The 20,124-nt window shown below is 58.1% G+C and carries 13 protein-coding genes and 1 pseudogene; 3 read left to right on the top strand and 11 right to left on the bottom strand.

What is annotated here, in order from left to right:
- Window positions 1-535, top strand: a pseudogene (locus tag R4P70_RS30785) (IS21 family transposase); the annotation flags it as partial.
- A gap of 193 nt (window positions 536-728) precedes the next feature.
- Here R4P70_RS30785 and R4P70_RS30780 read toward each other — a convergent pair.
- From R4P70_RS30780 to R4P70_RS30725, 11 genes are all read right to left on the bottom strand, one after another.
- Window positions 729-1,685 carry a hypothetical protein gene (locus R4P70_RS30780; RefSeq protein ID WP_317833501.1) on the bottom strand — a complete coding sequence of 319 codons (957 nt, stop codon included), beginning with the start codon at window positions 1,683-1,685 and terminating at the stop codon, window positions 729-731.
- Window positions 1,686-1,928: 243 nt separating this feature from the next.
- On the bottom strand, window positions 1,929-2,129 hold the full coding sequence (locus R4P70_RS30775) for a hypothetical protein (RefSeq protein ID WP_317833499.1): 201 nt from the start codon (window positions 2,127-2,129) through the stop codon (window positions 1,929-1,931).
- Between the two features lie 433 nt (window positions 2,130-2,562).
- A complete protein-coding gene (locus R4P70_RS30770) occupies window positions 2,563-3,267 on the bottom strand; it encodes an RES family NAD+ phosphorylase (protein WP_317833497.1) in 705 nt (234 codons plus the stop codon).
- Window positions 3,267-3,872 (bottom strand): helix-turn-helix domain-containing protein, encoded by a 606-nt coding sequence (locus R4P70_RS30765; protein ID WP_317833495.1) that lies wholly within the window; start codon window positions 3,870-3,872, stop codon window positions 3,267-3,269. Before R4P70_RS30765 ends, R4P70_RS30770 begins: the two co-directional genes overlap by 1 nt.
- Window positions 3,873-6,051: 2,179 nt before the next feature.
- Entirely contained in the window at window positions 6,052-6,225 is a 174-nt protein-coding gene (locus R4P70_RS30755; protein ID WP_317833493.1) for a hypothetical protein, read from the bottom strand.
- Between the two features lie 823 nt (window positions 6,226-7,048).
- Window positions 7,049-8,791, bottom strand: coding sequence for a hypothetical protein (locus R4P70_RS30750; RefSeq protein ID WP_317833491.1), 1,743 nt, complete (start codon window positions 8,789-8,791; stop codon window positions 7,049-7,051).
- 1,542 nt (window positions 8,792-10,333) lie between these two features.
- Window positions 10,334-11,782 carry an amidase gene (locus R4P70_RS30745; protein WP_317833489.1) on the bottom strand — a complete coding sequence of 483 codons (1,449 nt, stop codon included), beginning with the start codon at window positions 11,780-11,782 and terminating at the stop codon, window positions 10,334-10,336.
- 84 nt (window positions 11,783-11,866) lie between these two features.
- Window positions 11,867-13,552, bottom strand: a complete 1,686-nt coding sequence (locus tag R4P70_RS30740) for an ABC transporter ATP-binding protein (protein WP_317833487.1) — start codon at window positions 13,550-13,552, stop codon at window positions 11,867-11,869.
- Window positions 13,553-13,584: 32 nt separating this feature from the next.
- Complete coding sequence (locus R4P70_RS30735; RefSeq protein ID WP_317833485.1) at window positions 13,585-15,168, bottom strand: ABC transporter substrate-binding protein; 1,584 nt, start codon at window positions 15,166-15,168, stop codon at window positions 13,585-13,587.
- 79 nt (window positions 15,169-15,247) lie between these two features.
- A complete protein-coding gene (locus R4P70_RS30730; protein ID WP_317833483.1) occupies window positions 15,248-15,865 on the bottom strand; it encodes an ABC transporter permease in 618 nt (205 codons plus the stop codon).
- A 278-nt stretch (window positions 15,866-16,143) separates the two neighbouring features.
- Window positions 16,144-17,187, bottom strand: a complete 1,044-nt coding sequence (locus R4P70_RS30725; RefSeq protein WP_138874027.1) for an ABC transporter permease — start codon at window positions 17,185-17,187, stop codon at window positions 16,144-16,146.
- A 381-nt stretch (window positions 17,188-17,568) separates the two neighbouring features.
- Here R4P70_RS30725 and R4P70_RS30720 point away from each other — a divergent pair, with 381 nt between their 5' ends.
- Both R4P70_RS30720 and R4P70_RS30715 read left to right on the top strand, forming a co-directional pair.
- Window positions 17,569-18,801 carry a M20 family metallopeptidase gene (locus R4P70_RS30720; protein ID WP_317833479.1) on the top strand — a complete coding sequence of 411 codons (1,233 nt, stop codon included), beginning with the start codon at window positions 17,569-17,571 and terminating at the stop codon, window positions 18,799-18,801.
- Window positions 18,798-20,120, top strand: coding sequence for a multidrug effflux MFS transporter (locus tag R4P70_RS30715; RefSeq protein ID WP_317833476.1), 1,323 nt, complete (start codon window positions 18,798-18,800; stop codon window positions 20,118-20,120). The genes R4P70_RS30720 and R4P70_RS30715 overlap by 4 nt, the downstream gene beginning before the upstream one ends.
- Window positions 20,121-20,124 lie beyond the last annotated feature (4 nt).

Below are 20,124 nucleotides of genomic sequence, written 5' to 3'. Positions count from 1 at the left end.
CACGTGCGGGTCTTGTTACGGGCATTGGTGGTCTTCGACGGACGGGCGGTCATCGCTCGCCATCAACGGGTCATCACCCGGGGCGGTCAGAGCCTCGATCTCGACCACTACCTGGAAGTACTATGCACCAAACCCGGCGCCCTGCCCGGGCGACTGCCTTAGCCGCAGCCCGCAGGAACGGAACATTCGCCCCCGCTCATGACGCGTTCTGGGGCGCTACCCGCAAAACCGACGGTGACGCCGGCGGAACACGCCAACTCATCGACGTTCTGCTCCTACTGCCGAACGATGAATGCGACAGACGTGATCGCCGGCATCAAAGCCGCGCTGACCGTCGGTGCGGTCGAAGCCCGCCGGCACTCGTCATCGGAGGTTGGTGCGTGTAGGTCTGATTCAGGTCGCCATCTCGTTGCTCGTCACGCCGACCGGAAGCAACGCGGTCAGCCTGACCCAACGCCGTCTCGCCGATCCGGCAGCGGTCATCGCGGGTCCGCCAGCCCATTCGAGGCCCGCACCGACGGTCGATCACTTAGACCACGCAACAGGGTGGGACGGCAGCAGCCGCGAGCGCACCCTCAAGAAGTTCGCGGACGAGCTCGGTGTTCGATGGGACCAATGGCAAACCTTTAGCCCTGAGCACGTCGAACGCGAAGTCGCCGCGGCTCTCACGACTTACCTCGCCCACGAGCAACGGATCTCATGACGTGCCTCGCTGGCTACTTGATCTGCTAGTTCGGTACCGCAGCGTAATCGATTGAAGGGCAATAAGAAGTGCGCAGGAAACGATTCATCGTTTCTGCATCGCGACGATTCGCTCCCGTGCTCATGTCGGCTTCGATAGATTCCTGCCACGTCATGGTTCCGTCGGCAATATCGACACAGGCCCAGACCATGACATAGGCCAATTCCTCGAGAGCTTCGCGTTCGAGAGGAACATTGCGTCGTAGACCATAGTTAGTTGCGGATGCTGTCGTCTGTAGCTGTTGAACAAGGCTTTCGGTGATACCGACAGCCTTCAGCTCCCGCATCGATGAACTGTCGGTCGACTCGTATGTCGAATAATCGCTCGGGATCTGGCCGGTCATGGACGCTGACGGCCCGTGCTGCACTGCGGTCGCATCGTCCTTGTCGAACGCGCCGCCTTGCCACAGCACAAACCCCACAATGAGCGCTACTAACGCGGCCACACCCGCAACAACGCGAGATCGTTGCGCGGCAGATGAATGTCGGAGGGGCTGCGGCGACACCGCGTCATCCTTAGCCCGGAGATCTTTGTCAGCCAGAGCGTGCAACCATTCGAGCGGCAGTGCGGGGATCTCTTGTGGCCCTGGTATTTCAGGGATCGTTGCCAACAGTTTCTCTGGCGCGTATGCAGTGGTCTGAGATTTCGTGAGCGCTCCGGGAAAAGAAGGGGAATGTGATGTCCAGATCGTCAGCGCAGACCGACCGAGAGGAAACCGCTCACGTCCTGGTCGCCAGTCTTCGGGAGCACTGTGGATGATGTACTGCTCGTGGTACTCCTCGCGCGGTGCGACGGCGATGAATGTGGGCGGAGGAATGGGTAGCCCGTAGGCGTGAGCGAAGGACTCGATACCCTGACTTCCCTGGAAATCCCGACCGAAAGAGAAGACCACTACCCCGGGTCGCAGACGCTCTGTCTGGATCAGGTTGTGTGACAACGCCATCGATGCTCCTTCGTTCAAAGGCTCAGAGACCTCCTGCGCGGCGCCCTTGTTTCTTCAACGTTTCTTCAACCAAGACGGAGACACCGTTACATGGTGCGGCAGGTTCTTGCCCCGACGACAATCGCTCGTCCACCGGCAGTGACTTTGGATGCGGCCAGTCGACAACGGAAACATCTGCCACTTCACAGGGCCTCTTCTCCGCTCCAACGATTCGCAGAGTGAATTGCGCCCGCGGTGCAGCGGCTACGACAGATAGGGCACCAGCGGCAGATTGAAGAACCAATTAGCAAGGCCGCTGAAAATCGGCTCGAGCCAAGGCCGGATCTGAGGGCCCATCCACCAGTACGGGTCCGGCCCACCAGGCGAGGCCGATGCGACCCCGCCGCCGAGGAACAACGCCAGGCCCACCGCGGCGACGACAATTAGTACCCGCACTCGTGTCATAACGGGGATATCGCCCCTCCGCCCCCTGACCGTTACCGGCGCACCTCCAGCATCGGCCACCAGATGTCGATGTTCCGCCCACCGAGCCCCCACGGCGACCCGAATTTCCAAGCCAGTCAACAAGCTCCGATCCCTGGCGATGATGTGCCCTGCGAACTCCACGTGAAGAGTCACCGAACACGTCACAGGCGACGATGGTGAGCGGAAATCGACAACACGGCAAGCGACTGCGCAGACCAGACGATATCTGTGTCCGTGTAATCTTGCTGCGCACTTTCACGACTAAGTACCTGCCGCGATTGTTGCGGGCCGACTCCTGCACATCTACCGATCTACACTCACCCACTCGACGCCCGGGGGTCGGAAAACCAGGGATGAAAATTCGTCAGCGACGACGCAACCCATGTTGATTCAAGTCTAGTGATACATCCTTCTACGCCGCGGCCAGACACTTCACACAGTCCGCGTCCGGGACCGGAGTGACGGGAATACCCGTCCCCGCAAGTGCTTTCAGGAGCAGCCTGCGGCCCCGGCCATGATCGAGCGGAAGATCCAACGAAATCCCCCGCTTATCGGTCGCTACCTCGACCTCGCCCAGGCAGTCCCACAGCGCCAGTGCGCGGCCACCACGGTAGGCGGACCGGTAGTGAATTCCCTCCACCTTGCCCGCGGCAGGCTGGTCCTCGCAGATCGCGCGGGCCCACTTCTGGGTGAGGTCACGGTTCTCGTTACCGGAAGCGAGCGCGGGCAACGCACCGATCGCCATTGCCGCCCCCGGTCGGTCAAGGTCGTAGGTGGTGATCTCCCGCAGCGGGCGCAGGCGGGCGACTCGCCAGTTCGAGCACAGCGGCGCGACCCCGGCCTCACCAAACACCTCACACGCCGACGTCGCGAGGTCCACCGCAAGGTAGATCACCGCGCGCCCATCCGGATCCATCGTCGGCGCAGCGAAGGGCGGAGTGTGGTGATCGAACCGGGCGAGCGGCCCGAACCGGCGGAACGTCGCCCCATCCGGAGCGAACCGATCGCGGTGGTAGATCCGATACCACGGCGCCGCCGCACCATCGGCGGGCGTCCACGCCCACCGGTGATCCGCGGCGGGTAGCGGCCGACCAGGCCCCTCGAGAGGCTTGGCCATCAGGCGGCTGCCAGCGTCTCGACGATCGCGAACACGTGGCCGCTGTCGCGGACCATCTCCTGCGCGGGTGTCCGGCCGTCGAAGTTATCGTTCGGCCGGCTCATCCACCGCGACAAGCTCACCACCCCACCGGGGAACGCGTCAACGAGCCGACCCAGCCCAGGAAGCACCGGCTCCGCGTTGTCCGGAGTGAACTGCCACGCCGGGAACCGCCACTCACGCCCGTCCTTCAGCCCGACGAGCCGATGCTGGGCAATCCACTCCGACACAGTCTGCGGCGAGATGCCCAGCACGTCGGCAGCCTGCGCGCGCGAGAACGAGACATTCACCTGTTCCCGACGCTGCTCGACCTGCAGCTGAAGATTGGCCTGCTCGAGCTCCGCAGCCTCCTCAGCGGAAATAGCCGGCCCCCAGCCATCATCACCGCCGGCAGCGTCGGCCACGGCGGCGCCTGAGGACGGGATACTGGCCGCCAAATGCTGAATCGCGCGCAGCACCGGGGCGTCCTTGCCGAGTAGTGCTTCGAACTCGGCAGCCAAATTGTCGATGGACTTCGAGACCTGCGCCTCCACATCGCTCGACATCACCTGCGGTCGTGTCGTCATAGAACTCGCCTCCTGATCCTGTGACCAGTATACGCGGGATATGCGGGAAGTGCGGCTACTGCGGGCCTGTCATCGTATACCCTGTCGCTACGACCACGCGACCTGTATTTCTGGGGCGGATCCATGTCCATTTCACCCTGACATCCGCATCGTGGATGAACCTCGTCGAAGTGTGGTTCGGAATCATCGAGCGTCAAGCGATCCACCGCGGACCTTTCCGCAGTGTCCGCGAACTGACGAGCAAGATTCGGGACTTCATCAACGGTTGGAATCCGCGGGCGCAGCCTTTCGTGTGGACGAAAACCGCCGAGCAGATCCTGGCGAAAGCTGACCGTAAAACAACTTCAAACTCGGGGCACGAGGAAAGCATTGCTTGTGCTCTTCGCACACCTAGACCCCATTCGTATATGAAATTCCGCTTCGTTCCTAAACATTCGATAAGAGCGCAGGTCCGGATCCAAAAGCAACCTATCCCGGGGCGAGAACGATCAAAACCAATCCAGCGGCACATCTCAGCGGTCGCTGTCTGCCAATCTTGACAAAGAACCGTAAACATGAGAAATTGGAATCGCCTCGAAGCTGCACGCTCGGGGTAACCAACTTGAAGATTTAATCCCTCATCAGAGGAATCTCTACTCCGAGTTCGTTGCGTGTGGTACGGGTCTGGTGCGCCGTTCGAGTCGGTGCTACAGGTCGTGACAGCGTGCAGCGTTTTTGTAGTCTTAGTTCTGTTCCCTGCGCTGGAGACATATGTATGCGGATCCGTAACCCGTTCACCGTCCAGCCAAAAGGAATCGACGAAGGGAGCCGACATGGTTCGTGAATCATGGAACGCCATCAAAAACGTCTGCCACGGCCTTACAGGTGGGCTCCTGACCCTGACCAGACGCAACGAACAACATACAGATATTCCTACCTCCTGATCCGTCCGTAATCACGGGCGGATCGCTTCGCTATCCTCGCATATCCGTTTCGGTTCAGTGCCGATGACAGCTTCTGACTTTCATTCAGTGCCCGGTAAATCTGCGTCGATGATGCGGAGTGCGCATACTCACACAATGGCCTGCGCCCAGCCAGATCCGAACACGACCGACGCAATTCTGCGGAAGTATTACTCAACCCTGCTCGTGAGCACTCCGGTGACCTGGACCAAAAACAATGACCCCGGTCTGATGAAGCTGGCATCCGCAAAGGGGTCCCATCTCGTCCAGCAATCGGTCGACGGTCGACGTCTCGATTCCAGGTGTTGAAACTGCCATCAGTGACGTTTCACCCGCTTCTGTCCACTCCCAGAGTTTAAATTCGACCGGACGACCGGAACAATCAACCCAATTGTGGGATTCGTGAACTCCCACCTAGGAGCTGGTCTCAATATGCGCGAAGCGCAATGGCGAGCGCTTGAATGGTGGGTTAGTTGTATGAGGCACGGACGATCTACTTCAGGGGCGAACCCCGCTGAATGCGCTGGAAGCTGGACTGCTCGACAGAGCCACTGCTTGCCAGATCCTCGGGATCAAAGGCGAAAAGTCATGCTGGCATACGACGAGGAGTTGAAACTCTCTGACTGCGTCGTTGCCCGGCGAAGGATCCGTGATCTGGTCCCGGCGGAAGATCGAGAACCTGTGGGGCCAGAATTGAGATCATAGAAGACGGCGATCACGCTGCGACCGAACTTGTCCGCGCCTACCTTCCTCACATCAACAAGATTGCCAGCACGGTCTACCACCGCAACATCGGAACAGATCTTCGGTCGGCCGGGATCGCCGTGATCTGCTCAATGCAGGTGTCATCGCTGCACTCAGGGTGACGAACTCGTTCAATGCCCCTGGAACAGAGGACCATCCGGGAGTCCGTTTCGCCAACTACTCAACGTTGGCGATCAGCAAAGCGATGAACCGGCTCATCGCAAAGTACAGCACTCTGCACCGAGCTGACACGGCTGCGATCCAGGCGAGGTGGCGCTGGCATATCGGACTGATGAATTCGTTCGGGACCCCGGCCGCGGCCCTACCGATGATGAACTGGAAGTGATCACCGGCTTCTCTGCCAGTTACGTGATGCCCGCATTGCCATCTCGGTCCAAGTACAAGGATATCGACGAGCCTGAACGCTTGCTGATCGCTGGCTCAAACCCCGCCACAATTGAGGACGGCGTCGCTACCGGCAGAATGCAGATCTCTTACTCGAAGTTCTCGACACGATGTTGGCTGACAAGTACATGAAGAACGCACGCATCCTCTTCTCCGTCGATGAGAACCTGCAGTACGACGCTGCCCACGCCGCAGCGATTCTCGATGTACCGCAACGACGGGTCGAGGCAGTGAACGAGTATCTGACGAACTTCATCTCGCATCCTCAGTACCGCTTTGGGCACACCAGATCATCATGGGAAAGAAAGCAATCCGTGACGGGATCCTTGCGAGCAAGAACGAAAAACGCCAGGGACAAGTCCTAAAAGGTCCGGTTTCGCGAGTGGATCATTCGCAGAACCGAAGCAATGGTCTGCCGCCGGCAGCTCCCAAACAGTCAAGGCGATTGCCTGACCAGACTTTGGTAACCGCAGCCTCGACGGACCACCTCGGTAGCAGTTTGCCAACCAGAGAGATCGCCGCGCACATCCGGTGAGAGACCAGACATCTCGACACCGGGACCAGGTCAGAGCTAGACACCCTGACCTCGGTTGAGGGACTGCGCGGCGATCTCTCGTCGCGAGAAGGAGTCTATCCGGGTGGTACGACACGTTGGTGGGTTCACTCGATACGCGACAACCGTGGCCGCGCTATTACGGCGCCCCACAACGACTTTTGACGCCCCGGAGCGATTCGATCGATTCGGCGTACGCTATTTCCATGGAGCGCGATCACGAAGTCTCTCAGCTCGAAGGAATATCGGTCGAGCGCGCGCACTTCGACTCTGTACCAGCGTGATCGCGCAAGCGGGATGACCGAGCAACTGATCAAGCTGATCGAGGAGGGCCGAGATCGATGCGGCTGAGCGAACATCATCGCGGGGTCCAGCACTGTGCCTTCCGCCAATAATAGGTCCGACTATGTATCGGCGGGCACCATCAATCGTTGCGCTTCAACCGGCCCTGACGACTGGTCGTTCCCGATCGAGCAAGACCGCGATGCTCTCATAGCAGAACTGAGGGATCTATTCGATAAATTTCCCTTCAATCAAGATCTGGCTTCAACCGAAGTCCCATCACCTTTGGTCGCCCCACCGGAACTCGTGTGGTTACCCTCTTCGATCAGCGACACAATCCGTGTCAAAGCTGATGTCAGCCTTTCCGCCACGAACTCAAAAGCGGGTAGATTAGCCAATGTAGCAATACCCAGATTCGCCGCGGCCTTTTTGGAGTCGGAATTAGCGAGGTGAGCGACTCCTCCCCGCGACCGGTAAGCCTGAAGAAGACGGAAGATCTCGGAGGCGTCTTCTTCGTCTCCGAGCGATTCCAGATACCGTTTCAGCAACGCGAGTGACTGCACATTCTTCTCACCCTCAATGCGGAACGGTTTAAGTGGCGAGGGATCGATGGAGTCAACAAAAGCTTTAGTTAGGACCAACAGCGATGCATTGAGCGCAGAAGGATCATCAGTCAGTGGCCCCACCAGTGACCCTAATTCGCCTTTTAGAGTACCTGTTACAGGTCGCCACAGCGGCTGCCCAAGCACCTCTTGGGATACTTGAGCAACGGATTCACGAGCACGTCTGAGGTCGCCAGATACATCTCTCGAGCTAGCCCACTGATTCAGAAAGTCTCGACGAAAACGCCCCTCGTCCATCTTCCCCTCGGGCGGTACATTATAACTCCTCCAATGCCCCCATTCGCTGTCCGGTATTTTCTTTCCAATATCTCCGAGATAAACCTCAACTAAACCAACACTGTTGAACGATATATCGACGCCCCATATATCAAGGCACTCAAGTCGAGAGTTAGAGACTCGATAACGGGAAGGTTCAGCAACATAGGGCTGAAGTACCGCTCGCCTGAAGTAAATCGGAGTCAGATAATGAAGCCTTGAGTCATCCTTGTCGAAATAACTACCAAGCTCAGCCGGATCGCACGTATGAGTCAATTGGCGCCCCGTTTCCGGGTCAATGCTATAGATATAATTCACAGGATCCTCACCCTCCCTCAATCCAGAGAATCGAGGCGTTTTTGAGGTGGCGAGACCAGTTATCAGATACTGTCCCATAATATTTGACACCGCAGGATGTTCGGCTAGTGCGGGCATATAATGCGCACAGAAGGTGAAATGCCCCCACCCGTTCTCATATGAATCATCTACGCGGTCAAACTCCGAATGACTGATCATCAAGGTGTGATCCACCTGGATGACGGCCGAGCGCCCGGTAGAGGCAAGATACATACGGAGCTCTAGGGCGCGCACATTTACGGTCCAACTCTGGTCCCTCTGCTCGAAGCGAATCAATTCCTGGTCGTGACCTGCTTCATTTACATAATTCCAGCCATTGGGAACGGGGAAGGCATCCCAGAACCAAACAAAAGGATGGGAAACCTCAACCACCCCAACTGCAGATCCACTAGGATGACGAACCTGAGCAAAGAACTCGACATTCGCCTCTCCGTCCACGTCACTCAACCCGTCAAAGAAGCTCTCAGACGGTGCGCCCCAAGCGGTACCCAACTCGCGACCTATCCACGAAGTGCCGGCCAAAGCGCGTTCTCCATGCTCCGCCACGACGAGCACGCACCCAACCCCACTGCTTTCGCCAGGAGTGGAATTGTGCGACGACACCGTGACCCACCCGTCGCGATCACGCTTGATCTCTGCAAGTCTCCCGGCCGGCCAAAGCGTGTCGGGAAACTCGCCGGGCGGACGACCCCAAAGGTCGGCAAGGGAACCTGAAGTGGACGGCTGACCAATAAATCCTGGAATGCGCGGCATGCTCACCGCTCGACCTTAGGACCTCCACAACGAATCCAGATACGCGAACCCTGATCATCTAACAGATGGCCACGAGTCGCTGTGGCGTTCGCGGTAGCGCAGATTCCCCACTACCCCGATTAGCTGCACTTCGAGAATGTCATCCTCCAAATTCCGGCCTATCCTGACGCTCCGTTCTCGGTTCACGTCAGATCAAATCCAGACCAGCACTCTTCCATTGGGGGTCACGACGAGGACACCGGTTGGCGCCACTCGAGGACTGGAAGGATCGCCGAGCGCTATGACCGCACGGCTAGTGAGCCACATTGAAATCGCGAATATTCGGCCACAGATATCGAGTCCGCTGTCCCACAGACGACTCTGACGATCAAACGGCGTTTAGTCGAACTACGTAGTTCGACACGTTTTGCGGGGCGACTGCGTCGCACTCCGACATTCTGGACCTGGCACAGCAATATGATGCGGCGGCGACTTCTCTGCCCTCAGTGGGTCCGCCACCATTTCCACTCGTTCAATTGGGCTCCGGGGACCATCCTGGGATACGTCGCGTCCAACACAGGTATGGATGACTACGACCGGGCAGCGTATCTCGAAGATGGGATGGACCCTGATGATCCGTCTGTGATCGCAGCGCAGCCGCGCTGCGGCAGGTGCAATAGAGGATATATCGTCTGCGTGACCGCACATACGACGGCCTCAGATTATGGTGTGGAGTCAGCTGTTTACGGCTTCGCATTCAATACGGTGTCGAGATCTGGCGAAGATTTGCGAGATGCGACGCCACTTCTACTAGGCGGGACGCGAAGCGGCCACGTCCGACGCAGCGCACCGTTCGATGCCGGTTCTGGATCGGATACCGAACCACCGCTACGCGAAGCTCACCTCAACGTGTTCCGATCAAGAGACAGCCATCGGGATGCACCAGTATGGGTTACCCCATCGACGATCATGGATAGTATGGGCGTCCAAGGAGACGACATCGTTCGAGGGTCGCACTCGGGTGGATCCCAGGATTACACGGGACTCGTTGGCTCCATGAGTTCAACACACACTTCCGATCGGATCCCGGTAAGCAATTGGTCTGCCAATCTCACAGGTCACGCACGTGATACCGGGTGTGTTCCGGGACAGTGAGATTCGAAGTTGACGGATCTCGCGGAACTGTTGTCCATCCGAGGGCGGGGGTCGTCACCGCGGCCACGGCTCGGGCCAGCGTAGTGGTTTGTCGCCGCACTGTGGACGTCGCCTTTCTGAGTCGTATCCGCTCACTGCATTGACCTTCCACTCGTGTTTGGCCTCTCGCGGTCACGCCGTGACCGCGAGAGGCCACAGGATCGCCTTCGCTGCGAGCCAGGCGGGAAAGTACTTCGTGTCGGCTCGATGTCTGCCTACCAGCACTTCGCATTCTCAGGTTTTGCGTCGGCAGACCTTTCTCCAGACGACACAGAATGCCTCAACTTCCTCGATGAGGATGGGCATTCGCTTGCGCGCATTGATCACCCGCATACCTTCCGGAGGGTGGTCCGCTTGCCATCTACTCCTGATCCTTCACCGTATGTGAGGCTCGGCTGGAACAGCCATTTTGGGGACAGCTCCAGCCCAAGGCCGCTCCATTTCGAGCTGTGCCGCCACGGAAATCAAGAGATCGTCACGGGCATACCCTGCAACGAGCTGAATAGCCAAGGGAGCATCGTCTTCCGTGAACCCGAACGGAATCGAGATTGCAGGTTGGCCGGTCGAATTGAACGGTGCGGTGAACGTCAGAACATCGACCGACTTCTGAATTCCTCCAGGTTCCGTCCATGGCCAACTCAATGTCGGCGGCGGTGTCGGAAAGACTGGACACAACAACAGATCGTAACCGCTCGCCCACCACTGCCCCATGCGCGCACGCAATCCACCTATCCAAGTCAGCGAATCGGCAAGATCCAATCCGGACATTGCACGGCCGCGTGACTCCCAGAATCTCGTGACCTCGTCGAGTTCGTCGTATTCCACCTGACGCCCCACCTGGGCGCCAATCGCATCAACGGCCTGCACCACCGTCACACTGAGCGAGTCGAAGAATGCTCTCAGGTTATGCGGGTCGAACAGCGCATCCGGGTGCGCTTCGACCACATCGTGCCCCAAATTCTCCAAAAGTCTCGCAGCATCGACAACAGCGGTACGCACAGCCGGATCGACCGCATCTATCTGATCCGGTGGTGCTGTCACGAATCCGATCCGGAGACGTCCTGGATCACGATGTAGAGCGCCCATCAGCTCGCCTGCCGGCAAGACCGGCCGTCCTCGATCGCCAGGTTCACCGCCAGAGACTGCATCAACGATTCCTGCTGTATCGCGGACCGTACGTGTAAGAACGCCGGGGACGCTGTGTCCCCACCTGTCGGGCGTTCCAGGGCCGGCGCTGATCAATCCATGGCTCGGCTTCAGGCCTACCAAGTGACAGAACGCAGCCGGCATGCGCAGGGATCCACCTCCGTCACCTCCATGAGCAGCTGGAACCATTCCTGAGGCCACCGCACTCGACGCCCCACCCGACGAACCTCCAGAGGTCAGATCCAGTCGCCACGGGTTTCTCGTGATACCGTGCGCTTTGCTCTCCGTGGTGGAAACCAAACCCAGTTCCGGCGCCGCGGACCGTCCAACGACTATAAACCCGGCGTCACGAAACCTCTTGGCGATCAGGGCATCCGACGACGATGTCACCCCAAGTTCTTTCAAGATCGCCGTACCGCGATCGTGGGGATCACCTGCCGTTGCGGTCAGCCCTTTGATCAGGGTCGGGACCCCGGCAAATTGCGCATCTGAGTTTACGCCATTCGCTTCAATTCGAGCCGAATCGAATCGAGTATGGTTGAGCGCATTCAGTTCCGGATCAAGTCGCTCTATCCGTTCGATGGCGTCCTCGATCAACTCCCGAGAGGATACCTCTCCCGAACGAACCAATTCCGCCTGAGCCGTTGCATCCAGCCATTGTGTATCGATGATTACCACTCCCTATATCGACATGCAAGCGATCACAGAATCTCCGGGCACGAACTCTGCAGGGGCGCAGGCAATCCGACGCCCCTGCAGTTCTCACAGACCCGCTACTGCACCCGAAGTTTCCGGGGCGGGCGGTGCAAAGTCCGCCACTGATGCGAGCGTTCGGTGCCTCGGATCAGTCGAGGGGATCGCAGCAATCAGCGCCTTCGTGTACTCGTGGGAGGGCGAGTCGAATACCTCCTCTGCAGTTCCTAGTTCCACGATTTCTCCAGAACGCATGACGACGACACGATCGCAGATTGCGCGAACGACTGCGAGATTGTGCGAAATCAGGACATAAGTAAGGCCGCGATCGCGTTGAATTCGCGCCAGGAGTTCGAGCACTTGCGCCTGCACCGTGACATCCAGCGCGGACGTCGGCTCGTCCAGGAGAACAACTTCCGGCGCACCCGCGATCGCTCTCGCAATCGCGATCCGCTGCTTCTGGCCTCCGGAGAACTGATAGGGCAACCGATCCCCGCTGTCCTGAGGGAGTCCAACTTCTTCGAGAACTGTCTTCACTCGCTCAGAATCTGACGAACCTCCACCCCCCGCCTGAAGCGGTTCGCGAACCGAGTCTTTCACTTTCAATCGAGGGTTGAGAGAGCCGGCCGGATGCTGAAACACCATCTGCACAGCTCGACGGAACTTGCCCATTTCCCGCCTCGACATGCTGGCATATTCCGCACCCTCAAAGGACAAGTATCCCGCGCTCGGCTTCTCCAGCTGTATCAACAGCTTGGCGAGAGTGCTTTTTCCCGAACCGGATTCACCTACGATACCGAGGACCTCTCCGGCATGGACATCCAATGTGATGTCCTTCAACGCGTGAACGACACCCTTGCCTGATCGGTAGGTTCGTCGAATATTCTTGGCAGAGAATATTATGCGTCCCGAATCGGCTGTCGTCCCGCGCGACGCAGCTTCGCCTGTCGTGTACTGAACCTTTTCGATGGTCGGTACGGCACGCAGAAGTGCTTGCGTATATTCCGTTCTCGGTTCCAACAGCACATCGGTCACCGAGCCTTGTTCGACTATCTCGCCATTCAGCATCACGGCGACTCGATCTGCTGTCTGCGCGATTACGCCGATATCATGCGAGATCAACAGGATGGCAACACCGAATTCATCACGCACAGAGCGGAATAGCTCAAGAATTCCGGCCTGCACAGTCACATCGAGAGCAGTAGTCGGCTCGTCGGCCAGCAGGAGGACCGGATCGCCGGCGAGGGCTAGTGCCACAGCGGCACGCTGACGCAGCCCACCGGACAGTTGGTGGGGGTACTGCTTGGCCCGCAATTCCGGATTTGGGATCCCCACTCTTTCGAGAAGCTCCAGTACAGCGGCTTTCGATTCCGACTTCCCGATCCCTCGGTGTCGCCGAACAACCTCCGCCACCTGCGCGCCGACTCGCATGCACGGGTCCAGCGCCCCCATTGCGTCTTGAAACACCATTGCCGCATGGTTGCCACGAAGCGCGACAAGATCTTTCGGTCCAGCAGCCACGATATCGGTGCCGCACACCGAAAATCTCTCAGCTTTGACGACCGCAGATTGGTCGAGGAGACCAAGACACGCCATGGCCACAGAGCTCTTTCCACTCCCACTCTCACCGATCAAGCCGACAATTTCTCCCGGCCGTACAACCAGATCAACGCCTCTCACACTTGCCTGGTTGGTTCCGTAAGCAATCGACAGGCCCTTGATCTGAACAACTGGATCAGCTGACGATGGCTGCACATCAACACTTCTGGACCGTACTTCGATCTCGGTCAATTGATCCACGCATCCTTCAGGAAGAGACGCGTTCCGGACAGGTCAGCATCAAATCCTTTCACCTTCGAGGACCAGGAGTCGACGAAGATCGGCGCTGCGTAGGGTACCAACATGTAGGAGTTTTCAGCGATGTAGATGCTGATGTCGTCGTACATCTTCTTGCGGTCTTCGTTGCCTGTAGTTACCTGTGCCGCGTCTTCCATCATCTGCCACAGAACCGGATCGTTGACCTTCGTCCCTGCTGCACCCTTGGCGAACCACAGGTCTAAATACTGGCTAGGATCTGCATTCAGAGCACTGTTGAGCTGAAGCATGTCCGCATCCCAATTTCCGTTGCCGATGCTGCTGACGATCTGGCTGAACGGAACTGTTCGAATTTCGAGATCTACGCCGATTCCGCTGAGCTGTTGCTTGATCAACTCGGCCGTCGACACAGACTTGGGGTTGTCCGAGCGAACAACCATCTTCAGCGATACGCTTGTCTTGCCTGCATCTGCGAGCAGCTTCTTTGCGGCTTCGGGATCGTACTTGTAAAAGGGTGCATCCTGTCCCGGATCTGTTCCGAACGGGTCGGCGGGAGCAATCGCGTAGCTGAGAGTTCCGACGCCCTGCGCGGCCACCTGAATCAACTGATCACGATCGATACCAAGGTTGACTGCTTGCCGAACTTTGGGGTCCGATAGGGGGCCGGACAAAGTATCCATACCGAGCCAGTACGCACCGATGTTGTATTCCGGACCGACAGTGACGCCCTTTTTTCGCAGGCTTTCCGCATTCACCGGTGAGCGTACTTCCATCATGTCGATGGAACCTGAGCTCAATGCCTGGACACGAGTCGCCTCAGCCGGAATCAATCGGTAATCCACGCCATCGAGATACGGCTTCTGCTCATCCCAGTAGTCTTCGAAGCGCACAGTTTTGATCACTGCGCCTTCCTGGAACTCGGACAATACAAACGGTCCTGTCCCATTCTCCATCGTCTTCATCTGATCGGCTGTATGACTGGTAACCCACGCCTCACTGACGATTCCACCGCTCCACGGCTGCGCCAGAAGGCTGAGCAAGGACGCCTGAGGTTTCGCCAGTTCGATCTGCACAGTCTCCGGACCCGTTTCGGTCACCGATTTCAGGCTGTACAGCCTCTTATAGGGCGAGTTCTGCGCAAGGTCGGACACTCGATTCAAACTGAAGACCACGTCGGAAGGCTTGACCAGCTCACCATCGTGAAATTTGGCTCCATTTCGGAGTGTGAACTCGTAGATTGTCTCCGAAGTCTGCTTCCACTCGGTCGCGAGACCCGGCTGTACCTCGGTGAAATCACTGTTCATGGACAGCAATCCCTCGTAGAACTGGGAAACCATGCGCTTAGAGTCGAGGGCCTGCGCCATCATCGGATCCAACCCACTTGCAGGCTGTGTATCTTCACCCACAAGCAACGTCCCGCCACGCTTGGGAGGACCCGCATTCTCTCCGGAGTTGGATACGGAGGGGGTACCGCCGGAGCAAGCGGCCAAAACCAGCGCCAGAACTGCTGCGGAAGCCACTATCGCCGGCTTCAAGTGCCAGCTCGATCGTTTCATGGAAAGCCTTTCTTCGAGAAGGCATCTGACGGCCTTCACACATGGACGGTCGCAAGTCAGTGACCAGGGCAAAGAGGGATCACACTGCGGCGTGCTTCTTGGCGGCAAATCCCTCACCGATGAGCCCCCACGCAGAGGAGGTGATCAGTAGCGCAATGAACGGAACCAGTGGCAGCCAGGGAGACTCCACCATATAGCTCTGAGATTCGGCGATCATCTTTCCCCAACTCGGCGTGGGTGGTTGCACACCCAGTCCCAAGTAACTGAGGCCAGACTCCATGAGTATCACGATGGCAGCTGTGTTCGACAGCTGAACCATGGTCACTGTCAATACATTCGGGATCAAGTGGCGAATTGCAATTCGAACCGTCGATACGCCCGAGACCCGTGCTGACATCACGAACTCACGTTCACGAAGCTCCATACACCGCGCCCGAATCACGCGGGCAAAGTGCGGAACCGAGACAATAGACAGGACGATGATCAAAGTTGTTGTCGAAGGGGAAAATACGGCAACCGCACCCAACGCCACCACTATCGAGGGCAGCGAGACCAACAGATCGACGGCACCCATCAGCACCGAATCGAGGAACCCGCCCTTCAAGCCCGCAGCCAAGCCGATGGTGGAGCCGACGAGCATGGACAACAGGGCTGCGACGACGGATATCGACAATGAAGTGCGTGCTGCTACACACACTCGAACAAAGTAGTCTCGGCCGAGTTCGTCGGTTCCGAGCCAATGCTCTGCATTAGGTGCGAGAAAGGGTATCCCGCTGACCTCCGTTGCAGTGTAGGGGCGGAGTACTCCAACCAGGACGGACATCAAGAGCATGAGGAGCAGGAGGAACACACCGATGCTGAGCCCTGGTCGAGCTCGTATGATCGACCAGAGTCGACTAAGCCTGGTTGTATTTCGCTTCGATCCACGTGTGGTGAGCAAATCCTTCTGCTGCGTAACGCCATTCTTCATCAATGTCATTTGCTCGCTCCAACCTTCGGATCAATCAACGGGTAGAGAATGTCGACGATCAAGTTCATGACGACATATACGAGGCCGAGCAGAAGAATGCAGGCTTGCGTCACTGCGTAGTCATGCTGCGTGATCGCGGTGATGGTCAATTGGCCGATTCCTGGAATCGCGAACACATTCTCCACGAGGATGGACTCTCCGATAATTCCGGCCATCTGAAGCCCGGCAATCGTCACAACGGGCGCCGCAGCATTTCGTGCTCCGTGTCGAATCGTTGCCTGCCATCGGGTGCTTCCCGTAGCCAAAGCCGTTCGCATGAAGTCATGTTCGTAGACATCTAGCATCGACGTCCGCATGAACCTGCAGATAGTAGAACCAAGCGGAAGTCCGATCGCCAACGAAGGCAGCACCAGACTTGCGAGATTCTGGGACGGATTTTCGTTGAAGGGCACAAAGCCGAGTGTCGGCCATGCCGGAAACAGGATCGAAGCGAACAACACCAATGCGACGCCGAAAGCGAAGACCGGTGTGGCCATTCCGAGAAATGTTGCACCGCGGGTGAACCAATCGAACGGGCGGCCGCGCTTCATCGCTGCAACGAGCCCGAAGGTGACGCCCCACAGTACGGAAACGAGAGTTGCGCCGACAGCTAGTTGCAGCGTGTTGGGGATCCTCGCCGAGATCAGGTCTTTCACAGGAAGACCGTTGATGAACGAATTGCCGAAATCGCCATGGAGGAAGTTGGTGATCCATCGGAAGTACTGTGAGATCAACGATCCGTCAAGCCCCAGATCTTTGGTGATCTGTGCCCGCGTCTCGGCGTCGCTGTAGGGACCCGCCAGAGTCTCAGCGGGATTGCCTGGAATCAGATGCACGACACTGAATGCCAGGATGGACAGAGTGAAGAGAACGAGCACACCGCGAAACAGCCGCTTCACAAGGAAAGTCAGCATCGGGGGTACCCGAATAGACGAACTCGCGGCGTCGCGTGGGAAGGTCGGGGGCAGGAGCGTACCGACACTTCCGGTCGAACCCTGGATAGCGCCCATGTTCAGAACCCCTTTACTGGACGTACATTTTGTGTTGAGAAGGAAGTCTGGTGGTTGACAGAAGAAGCGCCTAGCATCGCGGATCACTGAGTGAACCGGGACCGGACCGAACTACACGGTTCGTTTTCGCGGCGCGCGAATTGTCCGACTTCTTCGCGGTGATACGCCGAGCCGACAGTAGGAGTGACACAATTCAATCAGAAGTCGGCCCGGTTACCGCAATGTCTCCAGCCTTCCCTTCCCGAATTGTGCTCGACAACAAAGCCTTAGCCAAGCGATCCATGAGGTAACCAATGCGGTCCGCTCTTTGGACCACATTGGTTGCCCTCCCCACCCGATCAGGACATCGTGTGGTCACAAAGCGTTGAAAAGGGAGAAGAATTGACAAATTCCGATACAAACGCGAACGCATACGAACTGCCCGCGAATCTCGAGGCTACGTTGCGATCGATCGCAGATCGCCATTCGACTGAACTGCTCGAAATCAGCCACAAAATTCACGCTCGTCCCGAACTTCGATTCACAGAGACCTACGCAGCAAGCCTTCTCGTCGACGTCTTGGATCGGGAAGGATTCACGACGGAAGTCGGTGTCGCCGGCCTTCCCACAGCATTCCTCGGGAGCTTCGGTTCCGCCGACGACGGACCTACAGTTGCCATTTTCTTGGAGTACGATGCACTGGAAGAGATCGGTCACGCCTGCGGCCACAACGTAATCGCCGCTATCGGACTGGGCGCGGCACTAACCGTGAAACAATGGATGGACGAGGAAAACCTCCGCATCGGAAAACTCGTTGTCGTCGGCAGTCCAGGTGAAGAAGGCGGTGGCGGCAAGAACTACCTGATCGACAGCGGCCGACTGGACAACATCGACGTCGCCATGATGATGCATCCCGAGGGAGAAAACCTGGCGTCAATGGCAACGCTTGGCCGGGTGTCGCTCGACTTCGAGTTCACCGGGCGCGCAGCACATGCGGCGGTATCTCCGGAACGCGGAATCAATGCTCTCGACAGTGCTGTTCTGACCCTCAATGCAATCGGTTTACTTCGCCAACAACTACCCTCCGATGTTCGCGTTCATGCGATTGTCATCGACGGCGGAGAAGCTCCCAATATCATCCCGGAGCGCAGTGTCGTTCGCGTGAGCTTCCGAGCGCCTGATTCACAGTTTCTCGTCGGATATCTGCAACCACGCATCGAGAACTGTGCCAAGGGCGCCGCGCTCGCTACCGGCGCTACGGTCTCCATCAAACAGGAGTCTCCGACATATGCGGCGATGCAGCCCAATCCAGTTCTGGGTGCGATCGTCGAAGCGAACTTCACGCGAGTCGGACGTACGTCCAATCCGCAACGTGCCGAGGCCTTTCCAGGTTCAACTGACATGGGGAACGTCAGCCAGATCATCCCGTCGATCCATCCGTGCATCGAGTTCGTACCCGGATTGGGTATGCACACCAGAGAAGCGACGTCGGTTGCGGGCGGACCGGACGCCGACAAGGCACTCCTCGATGGAACCTTGATCCTCGCAATGACCGCTGCGCAGGTGTTCGCGACTCCGGGTGTACTGGACGCCGTCAAGGACTCGTTTGTCGAGGGCGTCAGGATTGGTATTTGAAGGCAAAGAGTGTCGAAGTCGCTACGTCCCCACTGAGAGTCGACAGCTCACCCGGCGCGATGCCTGTCGCCACCGAGGCCGGCGTGTTTCTCCCGGGCAACTCAGTCCCGGATACACAACTGAGCCACTGGCAGCGGATACGATTCGTACTTGTGCTCGGAGCGCTCACCGCCCTCGGGCCGTTTACCGTAGCGCTGTATCTACCGGCATTACCCACGATCACCGACGAGTTCGGTGTCTCAGAGACAGCGGTGCAATTCACGCTGGCCGGAACTCTCGCGGGACTGGCCTTCGGACAACTGGTCATCGGTCCGCTTTCCGATATCTACGGCCGTCGTTCACCGATCATAGCGGGGACGATTCTTCATATCGGCGCGTCCTCACTGTGCTTCTTCGCGAATACGATGGCAATGCTGGGCATACTACGGCTCTTGCAAGGATTCGGCGCAGCAGCTACCGGCGTTGTGGCTCTCGCCGTAGTTCGCGACCTTTTCCGCGGACACCCTGCAGCCGTGATGATTTCGCATCTGATGCTGGTGATCGGTCTTGCTCCGATCTTGGCGCCCAGCGCAGGCGGCTTCCTCATGACATTAGTCCCCTGGCGCGGGATGTTCATCGCACTTGCCGCGTTCGGCATCGTGGCACTAGCCCTGGGTGTGTGGGCAATGCCCGAAACCCTCCCTCGAGACCTCAGACGTCCGCCGGGAATCCGAAATGTGATGCGCACGTATTCCACATTGATTCGAGATCAAGCATTCATGCTCCTAACAGTTGCGGGTGGACTTATCCGCGTTGTGCAGTGGAGTTACATCGCCGGGTCATCCTTCATCGTCCAAATCCATTTCGGCTTGGACGGTTTGGCCTACGGCCTTGCATTCGGATCCGGTGCGGTGGCACTGTTGATCGGCTCCCAGGCAAACATCGCACTACTCACTCGTTGGACACCCGGGCAGATCAGCCTGAGCGCGCTATGTGTGACAACGCTCGGCGGAATTGTCTTACTTGCGTTGGCAATCACCGAAACCGGCGGATTCCTCGGGTTTCAGATACCTGTAATAGCGATCCTCGCAGCTATCGGACTTGTCAATCCCAACGTGCCGGCCATCGCGATGACCGGTCATGGCGAATCCGCTGGAGGTGCCGCTGCATTGCTCGGATTCGGACAGTTCCTGGCAGCAGCTGCGGCGGCGCCATTGGTTGCCGTTCTCGGCAACGACAGCGTTGCCGTGGCTGCAGTGATGACGCTAGCTTCAGCAGCCGCATTCGTCTCGCTGCAAACCGCAAAACGCGCATCGCAGCGCTCGATCCGCAGAGAGTGAAGGA

Origin of the sequence: Rhodococcus sp. IEGM 1241 (assembly GCF_033142365.1) — a bacterium.
GTDB lineage: Bacteria > Actinomycetota > Actinomycetes > Mycobacteriales > Mycobacteriaceae > Rhodococcus_F > Rhodococcus_F erythropolis.
The sequence above is the reverse complement of the archived record's forward strand: the minus strand, read 5'-3'. Positions and strand labels throughout refer to the sequence as shown.

Bases quoted from the DNA above. Each gene is read 5' to 3' on its own strand.
- R4P70_RS30780 (WP_317833501.1), bottom strand. From the start codon at position 1,685: ATGGCGTTGTCACACAACCTGATCCAGACAGAGCGTCTGCGACCCGGG.
- R4P70_RS30775 (WP_317833499.1), bottom strand. From the start codon at position 2,129: ATGACACGAGTGCGGGTACTAATTGTCGTCGCCGCGGTGGGCCTGGCG.
- R4P70_RS30770 (WP_317833497.1), bottom strand. From the start codon at position 3,267: ATGGCCAAGCCTCTCGAGGGGCCTGGTCGGCCGCTACCCGCCGCGGAT.
- R4P70_RS30765 (WP_317833495.1), bottom strand. From the start codon at position 3,872: ATGACGACACGACCGCAGGTGATGTCGAGCGATGTGGAGGCGCAGGTC.
- R4P70_RS30755 (WP_317833493.1), bottom strand. From the start codon at position 6,225: ATGCGAGATGAAGTTCGTCAGATACTCGTTCACTGCCTCGACCCGTCG.
- R4P70_RS30735 (WP_317833485.1), bottom strand. From the start codon at position 15,168: ATGAAACGATCGAGCTGGCACTTGAAGCCGGCGATAGTGGCTTCCGCA.
- R4P70_RS30725 (WP_138874027.1), bottom strand. From the start codon at position 17,187: ATGGGCGCTATCCAGGGTTCGACCGGAAGTGTCGGTACGCTCCTGCCC.